The organism is Streptomyces sp. NPDC021012 (genome assembly GCF_044333355.1).
Lineage (GTDB): Bacteria > Actinomycetota > Actinomycetes > Streptomycetales > Streptomycetaceae > Streptomyces.
The window spans coordinates 57,050-69,221 of sequence record NZ_JBIRQU010000009.1; the positions used below are offsets into that span (position 1 = coordinate 57,050).

General features: G+C 73.5%; 14 protein-coding genes. 13 read left to right on the forward strand and 1 reads right to left on the reverse strand.

Annotation, left to right across the window (positions count from 1 at the left end; all coding sequences use genetic code 11):
* Positions 1 to 5: 5 nt before the first annotated feature.
* Positions 6 to 593 carry an ArsR/SmtB family transcription factor gene (locus ACH4TP_RS27380; RefSeq protein WP_398177581.1) on the forward strand — a complete coding sequence of 196 codons (588 nt, stop codon included), beginning with the start codon at positions 6 to 8 and terminating at the stop codon, positions 591 to 593.
* Positions 590 to 1,825, forward strand: coding sequence for an MFS transporter (locus ACH4TP_RS27385; protein WP_398439393.1), 1,236 nt, complete (start codon positions 590 to 592; stop codon positions 1,823 to 1,825). The genes ACH4TP_RS27380 and ACH4TP_RS27385 overlap by 4 nt, the downstream gene beginning before the upstream one ends.
* A gap of 1 nt (position 1,826) precedes the next feature.
* Here ACH4TP_RS27385 and ACH4TP_RS27390 read toward each other — a convergent pair whose 3' ends face one another.
* Positions 1,827 to 2,462 carry a TIGR03085 family metal-binding protein gene (locus tag ACH4TP_RS27390; RefSeq protein ID WP_389223938.1) on the reverse strand — a complete coding sequence of 212 codons (636 nt, stop codon included), beginning with the start codon at positions 2,460 to 2,462 and terminating at the stop codon, positions 1,827 to 1,829.
* Positions 2,463 to 2,546: 84 nt separating this feature from the next.
* On the opposite strand from ACH4TP_RS27390, the gene hisI reads away from it, so the two are divergent.
* The 11 genes from hisI to lgt all read left to right on the forward strand — a co-directional run bounded on the left by hisI (position 2,547) and on the right by lgt (position 12,122).
* A complete protein-coding gene (gene hisI / locus ACH4TP_RS27395; protein WP_389223935.1) occupies positions 2,547 to 2,915 on the forward strand; it encodes a phosphoribosyl-AMP cyclohydrolase in 369 nt (122 codons plus the stop codon).
* 11 nt (positions 2,916 to 2,926) lie between these two features.
* The gene (locus tag ACH4TP_RS27400) at positions 2,927 to 4,417 is read left to right on the forward strand and encodes an anthranilate synthase component I (RefSeq protein ID WP_398177571.1); all 1,491 of its coding nucleotides are present in this window, start codon (positions 2,927 to 2,929) and stop codon (positions 4,415 to 4,417) included.
* Positions 4,418 to 4,431: 14 nt separating this feature from the next.
* Positions 4,432 to 5,082, forward strand: a complete 651-nt coding sequence (locus ACH4TP_RS27405; protein ID WP_389223928.1) for a TIGR02234 family membrane protein — start codon at positions 4,432 to 4,434, stop codon at positions 5,080 to 5,082.
* Positions 5,083 to 5,216: 134 nt separating this feature from the next.
* Positions 5,217 to 5,471, forward strand: a complete 255-nt coding sequence (locus ACH4TP_RS27410; RefSeq protein ID WP_389223925.1) for an HGxxPAAW family protein — start codon at positions 5,217 to 5,219, stop codon at positions 5,469 to 5,471.
* A 590-nt stretch (positions 5,472 to 6,061) separates the two neighbouring features.
* Positions 6,062 to 6,478, forward strand: coding sequence for a DUF2752 domain-containing protein (locus ACH4TP_RS27415; protein ID WP_398177567.1), 417 nt, complete (start codon positions 6,062 to 6,064; stop codon positions 6,476 to 6,478).
* A gap of 127 nt (positions 6,479 to 6,605) precedes the next feature.
* The gene (gene trpC, locus ACH4TP_RS27420) at positions 6,606 to 7,415 is read left to right on the forward strand and encodes an indole-3-glycerol phosphate synthase TrpC (RefSeq protein WP_389223919.1); all 810 of its coding nucleotides are present in this window, start codon (positions 6,606 to 6,608) and stop codon (positions 7,413 to 7,415) included.
* A gap of 7 nt (positions 7,416 to 7,422) precedes the next feature.
* Entirely contained in the window at positions 7,423 to 7,695 is a 273-nt protein-coding gene (gene trpM / locus ACH4TP_RS27425; RefSeq protein WP_398439394.1) for a tryptophan biosynthesis modulator TrpM, read from the forward strand.
* Between the two features lie 381 nt (positions 7,696 to 8,076).
* Positions 8,077 to 9,360 carry a tryptophan synthase subunit beta gene (trpB, locus tag ACH4TP_RS27430; RefSeq protein WP_389223916.1) on the forward strand — a complete coding sequence of 428 codons (1,284 nt, stop codon included), beginning with the start codon at positions 8,077 to 8,079 and terminating at the stop codon, positions 9,358 to 9,360.
* Positions 9,357 to 10,178, forward strand: coding sequence for a tryptophan synthase subunit alpha (gene trpA, locus ACH4TP_RS27435; protein ID WP_398439395.1), 822 nt, complete (start codon positions 9,357 to 9,359; stop codon positions 10,176 to 10,178). The genes trpB and trpA overlap by 4 nt, the downstream gene beginning before the upstream one ends.
* A gap of 64 nt (positions 10,179 to 10,242) precedes the next feature.
* Positions 10,243 to 11,067 (forward strand): DsbA family protein, encoded by an 825-nt coding sequence (locus ACH4TP_RS27440; RefSeq protein ID WP_389223911.1) that lies wholly within the window; start codon positions 10,243 to 10,245, stop codon positions 11,065 to 11,067.
* A gap of 77 nt (positions 11,068 to 11,144) precedes the next feature.
* Positions 11,145 to 12,122 carry a prolipoprotein diacylglyceryl transferase gene (lgt, locus tag ACH4TP_RS27445; protein WP_398177557.1) on the forward strand — a complete coding sequence of 326 codons (978 nt, stop codon included), beginning with the start codon at positions 11,145 to 11,147 and terminating at the stop codon, positions 12,120 to 12,122.
* The last annotated feature ends 50 nt before the right edge of the window (positions 12,123 to 12,172 follow it).

Genomic DNA, 12,172 nt, shown 5'->3' on the forward strand with positions numbered 1-12,172 from the left:
GTGTCATGACCTCGTCGGAGAACCGCCGGATCACCGATCTCGGCACCCTCAAAGCCATCTCGCACCCGCTGCGGATGCGCCTCTACCGCGCCCTCTTCGTGGCCCGCACCGCCACCGCCTCCCAGCTCGCCGAGCAGGTCGACGAGGCCGTCTCCCTCGTCAGCTACCACCTGCGCAAGCTCGCCGAGCACGGCCTCATCGAGGAGGCCGAGAACCGGTCGACGGACGGCCGCGAGCGCTGGTGGCAGCCGAGCTCGTACGGCTTCAGCGTCCAGGAGGAGGACCTCCGCGACGCCCCCGAGCTGCTCGCCGCGAGCGCCGCCTTCGGCCGCACCGTCAACCAGCAGCGCGCCGAACTGCACAGCCGCTTCCTCGACGAGCGGCTCACCTGGTCCAGCGAGTGGCGCGCCGCCTCCGTCAGCTCCGAATGGCTGCCCCGGCTCACCGCCGCCGAACTCACCGCCCTCGGCGAGGAGCTCGAAGCCGTCCTCCAGAAGCACGACCAGCGGGCCCGCGCCGCCGAGGCGGCCGGCGACACCGAGGGCCGCGAGAACGTCGCCGTCCACCTCCACGCCTTCCCCTACCACTCGTGACGGCCACCGTCGTCGCGCCGACGACCCGCCCCGCCCACCGCGACCCCCGGGTCCTGCGCTGGCTCGGCGCCTACACCGCCTCCACGCTCGGCGACAGCGTCTACCACCTCGCCCTCTCCTGGACCGCCGTCAGCAGCGGCACCCCCGCCCAGGCCGGACTCGTCATGGCCGTCTCCGCCGTGCCCCGGGCGCTGCTCATGCTCGGCGGGGGAGTCATCGCCGACCGCCTCGGCCCGCGCCGGGTCGTCATCGCCTCCGACACCGTCCGCGCCCTGGTCGTCCTGGGCCTGGCCGCGACCCTGCTCCTCGCCTCGCCCGGCCTGGGGGCGCTCGCCGCCGTCGCCCTCGTCTTCGGCGTCGTCGACGCCCTCTTCCTGCCCGCCGTCGGCGCCCTGCCGCCCCGGATCGCCGAGCGCGACCAGCTCGCCCGCGTCCAGGGGATGCGCGGCCTCTCGTACCGCCTCGGCGCCGTCCTCGGCGGCCCGCTCGGCGGCCTCGCCGTCGCCCTCGGCGGCACGGCCACCGCCTTCGGCGCCGCCGGAGTGCTCTTCGCCCTCTCGATACCCCTGCTGAGCACCCTCCGCCTCCGGTCGCTGCCCGCCGAGGGCGGGGCCCGCGACGGCACCGCCCTGCGCGACCTCGCCGACGGACTGCGCTACCTGCGCGGACACCGCGTCCTGGGACCGCTGATGGTCGTCGTGCTCCTCAGCGACCTCGGCTTCGCCGGCCCCTTCAACGTCGGCCTCGCCCTCCTCGCCGACCAGCGCGGCTGGGGCGCCTCCGGCATCGGCTGGATCCTCGCCGGCTTCGGCACGGGCGCCGGAGCCGCCTCGCTGATCCTGAGCGTCCGGGGACGCGTCCCGCGCGCCGGGGCGGTCAGCGGCTGGACGATGACGGCGGGCGCCGTCTGCATCGGCGCCCTCGCCGTCACCTCGTACCTGCCCGTCGCGGTCGCCGTCGCCCTGTCCGTCGGCCTGCTCGCCGGACTGTCCGGAGCACTGTGCAACGCCCTCGTCCAGACCGAGTGCGACCCTGCCTACCTCGGCCGCGTCAGCGCCGTCTCCAGCCTGCTCTCGCTCGGCATCGCACCGCTCAGCTTCCCCCTCACGGGCGTGGCGACCGAGCTGTGGGGCCTCGGACCGGTGTACGCCGTGAGCGCGGCCGTCTGCGGCCTCGCGGGCGTCTACAGCCTCCTGGTCACCGCGGTGCGCCGCGCCGAACTGCCCCGCTAGCTCAGATCCCCAGCTGCTTCGTCTCCCGCAGCCGCTCGATCGCCTCCGGCTCGCCCTCCAGCGCCACCTTCGCCGCGTCCTGGCGGCCGTACAGGTACATCATCAGCTCGCCCGGCTCCCCGGAGGCCGTCACCACCGGGGTGCCGCGGTGGGCGACCGCCGTCTGGCCGTTCGGACGGCGCAGCACCAGGCCCACCGGGGCCTTGCGGCCCAGGAGCCGGGCCATCCGCTCCAGCCGGGACCAGAGGGCGTCCGCGAAGACCGGGTCCAGCTCGCGCGCCGACCAGTCGGGCTGGGCCCGCCGGACGTCCTCCGCGTGGACGTAGAACTCGACGACGTTCGCCCCCTCGTCCACCTGCTTGATGGTGAACGGCGAGAACTTCGGCGGGCCCGTACGGATGAGCTGGATCAGCTCCTCGTACGGCTTGTCGGCGAACTCCGCCGTCACCCGGTCCATCCGCTCCTTGAGCGCCGGTACGACCGCACCCGCCGCCGCGTCCGGACGCCGCTCCCGCACCACCACATGGGCCGCCAGGTCCCGGGTCCGCCAGCCCTCGCAGAGCGTCGGCGCGTCGGGACCCGCCGCCTCCAACAGATCGGCGAGCAGAAGCCGTTCACGTTTCGCATGGGTCGACATGCCAGCCAGCGTACGGTGGACGCCATCGGTCCGCCCAGTGGACGCCCCGCCGGACACCGTCCCGGATCGCGGCACAATGGCGCCATGACCAGCACGCCCCGGACCTCCAGCGACCTCGACCCGGCCATCGCCGCCCGCCTCAAGCGCAGCGCCGACGGGCTCGTCCCCGCCATCGCCCAGCAGTACGACACCGGCGAGGTGCTGATGCTCGGCTGGATGGACGACGAGGCCCTCCACCGCACCCTCACCACCGGCCGCTGCACCTACTGGTCCCGCAGTCGGGGCGAGTACTGGGTCAAGGGCGACACCTCCGGGCACGTCCAGCACGTCAAGTCCGTCGCCCTCGACTGCGACGCCGACACCCTCCTCGTCAAGGTCGATCAGGTCGGCGCCGCCTGCCACACCGGCACCCGCACCTGCTTCGACACCGACGTGCTCCCCGTCTCCCAGTAAGGTCTGGCGCCATGGATCTCGAGACCTTCCGCAAGCTGGCGGCCGACCGCCGCGTCATCCCCGTCAGCCGCAGGCTCCTCGCGGACGGCGACACCCCGGTCGGGCTCTACCGCAAGCTCGCCGCCGAACGCCCCGGCACCTTCCTCCTCGAATCCGCGGAGAACGGCCGCAGCTGGTCCCGCTACTCCTTCATCGGCGTCCGCAGCGACGCCACCCTGACGGTGCAGGACGGACAGGCGCACTGGCTGGGCACCCCGCCCGTCGGCGTCCCCGTCGACGGCGACCCCCTCGACGCCCTGCGCGCCACCGTCGAGACCCTCCACACCCCCCGCGACCTCGCGTCCGGGATGCCCCCGTTCACCGGCGGCATGGTCGGCTACCTCGGCTACGACATCGTCCGCCGCCTGGAGAAGATCGGCGACTCCACCCGCGACGACCTGGAGCTCCCCGAGCTCACCATGCTCCTCACCAGCGACCTCGCGGTCCTGGACCACTGGGACGGCTCGGTCCTGCTGATCGCCAACGCGATCAACCACAACGACCTGGAGACCGGCGTCGACGAGGCGTACGCGCACGCCGTCGCCCGCCTCGACGCCATGGAGGCCGACCTGGCCCGCCCGGTCGCCACCGTCCCCGCCGCCCTGCCGCCCTCCGAGCTCCCCGGCTTCACGGCCCTCTGGGGCGGAGAGGCCTACCAGGACGCCGTCGAGGACATCAAGGAGCGCATCCGCGCCGGCGAGGCCTTCCAGGTCGTGCCCTCGCAGCGCTTCGAGACCCCCTGCACCGCCTCCGCGCTCGACGTGTACCGGGTCCTGCGGGCCACCAACCCGTCCCCGTACATGTACCTCTTCCGCTTCGAGAACGGCTTCGACGTCGTCGGCTCCTCGCCCGAGGCCCTCGTCAAGGTCGAGGACGGGCAGGCGATGCTCCACCCCATCGCCGGCACCCGGCACCGCGGCGCCACCCCTCAGGAGGACCACGACCTGGGCGAGGAGCTCCTCGCCGACCCCAAGGAGCGCGCCGAGCACCTCATGCTCGTCGACCTCGGCCGCAACGACCTCGGCCGGGTCTGCGCGCCGGGCTCGGTGGAGGTCGTCGACTTCATGTCGATCGAGCGCTACTCGCACGTCATGCACATCGTCTCCACCGTCACCGGCAAGGTCGCCGAGGGCCGCACCGCCTTCGACGTCCTCACCGCCTGCTTCCCCGCCGGCACGCTCTCCGGCGCGCCCAAGCCCCGCGCCATGCAGATCATCGAGGAGCTCGAACCCTCCCGGCGCGGCCTCTACGGCGGATGTGTCGGTTATCTCGATTTCGCCGGTGACGCGGACACCGCCATCGCCATCCGCACCGCGCTGCTCCGGGACGGAACGGCGTACGTGCAGGCCGGAGCGGGTGTCGTCGCCGACTCCGACCCGGTCGCCGAGGACAACGAGTGCCGCAACAAGGCCGCGGCCGTCCTCCGCGCCGTACACACCGCCAACCGGATGAACGGCAGCTGAGCACGTAGGGGATAGTGGGGTACGTGAGTGCCGTACCCGTACCCCAGCCCCGGGCCGCCCGCGCGGCCGCCCCCACCGGTGGCCGCCGCAGCCTGGCGACGGCCCTCCTCCTCGGCGCCCTCGGCGCCACCGTCGTCCTCCTCTCCGCCGGCCAGATCTGGGCCGAGGGCACCGCGTCCGTCGGCGGCGGCACCATCCCCGTCGAGGCCGACGGCAGTGCCGTCACCGGCGTGCCGACCGCCCTCGCGATCGTCGGCCTCGCCGCGCTCTTCGCCGTCTTCGCCGTCCGCCGCACCGGCCGCACCCTCGTCGCCGCGCTCCTCGCGCTCAGCGGCGCGGGCGCCGCGCTCGCCGCGGTCCTCGGCGCCTCCGACAGCGCCGCCCTGGACTCCGAGGCCGCCCGGATCAGCGGCGACACCGCCGCCGCCGTCGCCGGCCTCACCCACACCGTCTGGCCGTACGTGACCGCCGCGGGCGCCGTCCTCATCCTGCTCGCCGGCCTCTGCGCCCTCCGCTTCGGCAAGAACTGGCCGGCGATGGGCGGCCGCTACGAACGCTCCGGCACCCCGCGCACCGCCCGCAAGGCCCCGGCGGCCGACCCGGACCGGCCCGAGGACCTGTGGAAGGCCCTGGACCGCGGCGAGGACCCGACCCAGGGCGGATGACCGGTCCCGTGCGCGACGCGTGATCGTCCGGGCACCCCCGATTCATCCTCGCGCGCCCGCGTGCGGGACAATGAGCGCCGAGTGTCCGCGCACGCGAGACCTCACCATCGAGCAACTGCAACGAGGAGCAACTCATGGCGGGCAGCGCCCACGGACACACCCCGGCCGCCTGGACCGGTGTCATCATCTCCTTCATCGGCTTCTGCATCGCCGGCGTCTTCATGGTGGCCGCCAACCTGCCCGGTTTCTGGGCCGGCGTGGGCGTCATCTTCCTCGGCGGCATCGTCGGCGGCGCGATGAAGGCGGCGGGCCTCGGCATGCCGAAGGAATCGGCCGACGTCGTCGCCGCCCGCGAGGCCGCGACCGCGACCGCCAAGGCCCGCGTCTGACACGGCCCGACGCACCCGAGGGCGCAGCCCGGCCGTGCCGGGCTGCGCCCTCGCGCGTCAGGGGCGAGAATCACCGGATGGACGCGCAGCCGACGGCCGGAGCCGTGACCGACGATCTCCCCACCCAACCGGGTGAACCCACCCACCCGAACACCCCGGCGACCGCGCAGACACCGGGCGAGCCAGCCCCGGCCGACACCGCCGCACAGCCGGCCTCCGGCACGTCGGAGGCAGGGGCCGCGCCTCCGGCCCCCGGTACGTCGGAGGCAGGGGCCGCGCCTCCGGCCCCCGGTACGTCGGAGGCAGGGGCCGCGCCTCCGGCCCCCGGTACGTCGCAGGCAGGGGCCGCGCCTCCGGCCCCCGGTACGTCGCAGGCAGGGGCCGTGCCCTCGCCTTCCGGTGCCTCGCCGGGCGCACCGCTGACACAGCCGGGGCCTGCGCCGTGGCCGGGCGGGGCCGTACTGACGGGGGAGTCCGTGCCGCCGGGCTCCGCTCCGTGGCCGGGCGGGCCCGTGCCGCCGGGCGGGCCCGTGCCGCCGGGTGGGGGCGTGCCGTCCGGGCCGGGCTTCCGGCCGGGTGCGTACGCTGCGGTGGCGCCGCCCGTGCCGAGGTCGCTCGTGCGGCGGCTGGCCGCGCCGGTGGGCGTCCTCGCGGGGGTCGTCGCCGCGTTCGCGTACGTCGGGGCCGTCGACCCCAACGAACCCGGGCACTACCCCGTCTGCCCGCTCCTCCGCTTCACCGGCATCTACTGCCCCGGCTGCGGCGGGCTCCGCAGCGCCCACGCCGTCGCCCACGGCGACCTCCAGGCCGCTCTCGGGGCCAACGCCCTCGCGGTCGTCGGCTACGGGATCTTCGCCGTCGTCATGGCCGTATGGCTGGTTCGCGCCGTCCGCGGACTGCCCATGCGCGTCACGGTCTCCCCGGTCTGGTGGTGGGGGATCGGGGCCGTCCTCGGCCTCTTCACCCTGGTCCGGAACCTTCCCTTCGGCTCCGCGCTGGCCCCCTGAGGGCCGGTCGGGAGTCCCAGCAGATGGGACGCGACTCCGGCCGATGCGAATCCGGGGCCGTCCTGCGGATAGGATCGAAGTGGCTGAACCTGGTTCATCATCACCGTCCCGGAAGGGGGCCCCTCGCGTGAGTGTGCTCGACGAGATCATCGAAGGCGTGCGCGCCGACCTCGCAGAGCGGCAGGCGCGGGTCACCCTCGACGAGCTCAAGGAGCGCGCCGCCAAGGCGCCGCAGGCCAAGGACGGCGTCGCCGCACTGCGCGGGGACGGCGTCAAGGTGATCTGCGAGGTCAAGCGCTCCAGCCCGTCCAAGGGCGCGCTCGCCGCGATCGCCGACCCGGCCGGTCTCGCCGCGGACTACGAGGCGGGCGGCGCCGCCGTCATCTCCGTCCTCACCGAGCAGCGCCGCTTCGGCGGCTCGCTCGCCGACCTGGAGGCCGTCCGCGCCCGGGTCGACATCCCGGTGCTGCGCAAGGACTTCATCGTCACCGCGTACCAGCTCTGGGAGGCGCGGGCGTACGGAGCGGATCTCGCGCTCCTCATCGTCGCCGCCCTGGAGCAGGAGGCGCTGGTCTCCCTCATCGAGCGTGCCGAGTCCATCGGTCTCACCCCGCTGGTCGAGGTCCACGACGAGGAGGAGGTCGAGCGCGCCCTCGACGCCGGCGCCCGCATCATCGGCGTCAACGCGCGCAACCTCAAGACCCTCAAGGTCGACCGCTCCACCTTCGAGCGCGTCGCCCCCGAGATCCCCGCGCACATCGTCAAGGTCGCCGAGTCCGGCGTCCGCGGCCCGCACGACCTCATCGCCTACGCCAACGCGGGCGCCGACGCCGTCCTCGTCGGCGAGTCCCTCGTCACCGGCCGCGACCCGAAGGCCGCCGTCGCCGACCTCGTCGCCGCCGGCGCCCACCCGGCCCTGCGTCACGGCCGGAGCTGACCGAGCCATGACCCCCGTCCGCGCCACGCCGACCGCCCTGGGCTCCGCCCCGGGCGGCCCGGCCGTGTCCGCGGACGCCTCGGGCCGCCGTGGCCGACTCCGTACCGCCGCCGCCCCCGTCTCCAAGCACGCCCCCCTGGCCCGGGGCTGCCGTCCGCGTGGCTGCCGCGCACCCGCCCGCCGTGTCCACGGCCGCCGGGTCCGCTACGTCATCGGCTCCGAGCCGGGCCAGGTCAACGGGATGCGATGGCGCCGGCGCCTCGCGCGCACTTTCACGTAGAGCAACGCCGCCTGAGGCCGTCGGGCCCGCGCCCCGTCCCGTTGTGGGCAATCGTTCCTCCCCCAGACTCCGTCCGGGAGGTGCCCCCTGGGCGGAACGGGTGGGCACAACGGAACGGCGCCCTTGGCGGCGCCTCGCCCCCTTGTGCCTTGACCCGCACCACCAGTGCAGGTGCCAAGGGTGCGGGTCCAAGCGCGGAAGCCTAGGCCCGGCACGGGGCGCCGTCCCGTGTGCCCACCCGTCCCGCCCAGCGGGACGATTGCCCACACGGCAACAGGGCGGGGCGCGGCGTTGGCGCATACGTGACGGATCGCGCGCATAACGTGACCACCAACCCCACGTATCCCGGGGCGGCACCCGCCCCGCGAGGAGCGCATTCGCATGTCCAGCGAGTTCTTCATCCCGGACCTGGAAGGCCAGGTCCCCAACGCCGAGGGCTACTTCGGCGCGTACGGCGGCAAGTTCATCCCGGAGGCGCTCGTCGCCGCCGTCGACGAGGTCGCCGTCGAGTACGAGAAGGCGAAGGCGGACCCCGAGTTCGCCCGTGAGCTCAACGACCTGATGGTCAACTACACCGGTCGGCCGAGCGCCCTCACCGAGGTCCCGAGGTTCGCCGAGCACGCCGGCGGGGCCCGGATCTTCCTCAAGCGCGAGGACCTGAACCACACCGGCTCGCACAAGATCAACAACGTGCTCGGGCAGGCGCTCCTGACCAAGCGCATGGGCAAGACACGGGTCATCGCGGAGACCGGCGCCGGCCAGCACGGCGTGGCCACCGCCACCGCCTGCGCCCTGTTCGGCCTCGACTGCACCATCTACATGGGCGAGGTCGACACCCAGCGCCAGGCCCTCAACGTGGCCCGGATGCGGATGCTCGGCGCCGAGGTCGTGGCCGTGAAGTCCGGCAGCCGCACCCTCAAGGACGCCATCAACGAGGCGTTCCGCGACTGGGTCGCCAACGTGGACCGGACGCACTACCTGTTCGGCACCGTCGCCGGCCCGCACCCCTTCCCCGCCATGGTCCGCGACTTCCACCGGGTCATCGGCGTCGAGGCCCGCCGCCAGCTCCTGGAGCGTGCCGGACGCCTGCCCGACGCGGCCATCGCCTGCGTCGGTGGCGGCTCCAACGCCATCGGCCTCTTCCACGCCTTCGTCCCGGACGCGGGCGTGCGCCTGATCGGCTGCGAGCCGGCCGGCCACGGCGTCGAGACCGGCGAGCACGCGGCCACCCTCACCGCCGGCGAGCCCGGCATCCTGCACGGCTCCCGCTCCTACGTCCTCCAGGACGAGGAGGGCCAGATCACCGAGCCGTACTCGATCTCCGCCGGACTCGACTACCCCGGCATCGGCCCCGAGCACGCGTACCTCAAGGACAGCGGGCGCGGCGAGTACCGGGCCGTCACCGACGACGCCGCCATGCAGGCGCTGCGGCTGCTCTCCCGTACGGAGGGCATCATCCCGGCCATCGAGTCGGCGCACGCCCTCGCCGGGGCCCTGGAGGTCGGCAAGGAGCTCGGCAAGGACGCCCTGCTCCTCGTGAACCTCTCCGGGCGCGGCGACAAGGACATGGACACCGCCGCTCGCTATTTCGGACTGTACGAAGCCGACGCCGAGGTGGCCGCGAACGCCGCCGACATCGCAGAGATCGAGGGGGACGCCAAGTGACCACCAGAAACATCCAGCTGCTCAGCGACACCCTCGCCAAGGCCAAGGCCGAGAACCGGGCCGCGCTCATCGCGTACCTGCCGGCCGGCTTCCCGACCGTCGACGGCGGCATCGCCGCGATCAAGGCCGCCTTCGACGGCGGCGCCGACGTCGTCGAGGTCGGGCTCCCGCACAGCGACCCGGTCCTCGACGGCCCGGTCATCCAGACCGCCGACGACATCGCCCTGCGCGGCGGCGTGAAGATCGCCGACGTCATGCGGACGGTCAGGGAGGCCCACGAGGCCACCGGCAAGCCGGTCCTCGTCATGACGTACTGGAACCCGATCGACCGGTACGGCATCGAGCGCTTCACCGAGGAGCTCGCCGAGGCCGGCGGCGCGGGCTGCATCCTGCCCGACCTGCCCGTCCAGGAGTCCGCCGTCTGGCGCGAGCACGCCGACAAGCACGGTCTCGCGACCGTCTTCGTCGTCGCGCCCAGCAGCAAGGACGAGCGCCTCGCCACCATCACCGCGGCCGGCTCCGGCTTCGTCTACGCCGCCTCGCTCATGGGGGTCACCGGCACCCGCGAGTCGGTCGGCGAGTCCGCCGCCGACCTGGTCCGCCGCACCCGCGCCACCTCCGAACTCCCGGTCTGCGTCGGCCTCGGCGTCTCCAACGCCACGCAGGCGCGTGAGGTCGCGGCCTTCGCCGACGGCGTCATCGTCGGCTCCGCGTTCGTGAAGCGGATCCTCGACGCCGACGGCGACGAGGCGGCCGGGCTCACCGCCGTAAGGGAACTGGCGGCCGAACTCGCCGAGGGCGTCCGCCGCGTTTCGTAGCCCGTATGGGTGGATCTGGGACCGGGGAGGCGCGGATGTGCCTCCCCGGTTCGTTGCCTGGGGCGTGAGCGAGAAGAACAGCGGTGACGGTAACCGGAGCGCGCGGGAGCGCCTCCAGCAGCAGCGCGAGCGCGACAAGGCCCGCGAGAAGCAGCGGCGCGTCCTGATCGTGTCGGCGGCGGTGGTCGGCGTCCTCGGCCTGGCCGCGGTCGTCGGCGTGATCGCCGCCGGCGGCGACAAGAACAGCGGATCCGACAAGGCGGGACCGGTGGTCGCGCCGACCGGAGCGACCGACGAGGACGCCAAGCCCGCCATCCCCACGGGCAAGGCGGACGCCCCGTCGACGCTCGCCGTCTGGGAGGACTTCCGCTGCCCGGCCTGCGCCCAGTTCGAGAACGTCATGCGGGACTCGATCCACGAGCTGCAGGCCTCCGGCGCCCTCAAGGTCGACTACCACCTCGCCACCCTCATCGACGGGAACATGGGCGGCAGCGGCTCGCTGCGCGCGGCGAACGCGGCCGCGTGCGCCCAGGACGCGGGGAAGTTCACCGCGTACCACGACACGCTCTACATCAACCAGCCGCCCGAGACGGACGACGCCTACGGGAAGAACGCCAAGCTGATCGAGCTGGCCGCGAAGGTGCCCGGGCTCGACACGCCGGCCTTCCGCGGCTGTGTGAACGACGGCACGCACGACAGCTGGGTGAAGAAGTCGAACGAGGCCTTCCAGAACGGCGGCTTCCGCGGCACCCCGTCCGTCCTCCTCAACGGAGAATCGATCTTCCCGACCAAGGGGAACGAGCAGATCTCCCCGGAGAACCTGAAGAAGTGGGTCGCCGAGGCCAACAAGGGCAAGAAGGCGGGCACCGCCTCCCCGTCGGCGGGTTAGCCGGGGGACGGGTTTACCCATAAGTTGCCGGGTGGGCTGCCGTTTCGCCCGCCCGGCAGGGTAGCGTCGGTCCTGTCATGGACCTTGCCTACATTCCCAGCCCGTCGACCGGCGTGATCCACCTCGGACCGATCCCGCTGCGCGGCTATGCCTTCTGCATCATCATCGGTGTCTTCGTCGCCGTCTGGCTCGGCAACAAGCGCTGGATCGCCCGGGGCGGCACCGCCGGCACCGTGGCCGACATCGCCGTCTGGGCGGTGCCCTTCGGCCTCGTCGGCGGACGCCTCTACCACGTGATCACCGACTACCAGCTGTACTTCAGCGAGGGTGAGAACTGGGTCGACGCCTTCAAGATCTGGGAGGGCGGTCTCGGCATCTGGGGCGCCATCGCGCTCGGCGCGGTGGGCGCCTGGATCGGCTGCCGTCGGCGCGGGATCTCCCTGCCCGTGTACGCGGACGTCATCGCCCCCGGCATCGCCTTCGCCCAGGCCATCGGCCGCTGGGGCAACTGGTTCAACCAGGAGCTCTACGGCAAGCCGACCGACGTGCCGTGGGCGCTGAAGATCACCGAGGGCCCCAACCGCGAGGCGGGCCTGTACCACCCGACCTTCCTGTACGAGTCCCTGTGGAACGTCGCCGTCGGCTTCCTGGTCATCTGGGCCGACCGCCGCTTCAAGCTCGGCCACGGGCGCGCCTTCGCGCTGTACGTCGCCGCGTACTGCTCGGGCCGCGTCTGGACGGAGGCGCTGCGCGTCGACGAGGCGCACCACATCCTCGGACTGAGGCTCAACGTGTGGACCGCGATCATCGTCGGCCTGCTCGCGGTGCTCTACTTCGTGATCTCCGCGAAGGTGCGCCCGGGCCGCGAGGAGATCGTCGAGCCGAGGGCCGAGAAGGCCGCCGAGAAGACGGACGCCGTCGAGGGCGCCGAGGCCACCGGTGAGGCCGACGCGACCGAGGCCGTCGAGGACGGGGCCGACGGGCCCGAGGACGAGGACAGGGAAACCGACGACAACGGCGCCGACCACAGCGCCGGGTCGGCCGCGAAGGGCTGACCGGACCGTACGTCGCGGAGGGCCGCCGGGCCGCAGGGGTTCCGGCGGCC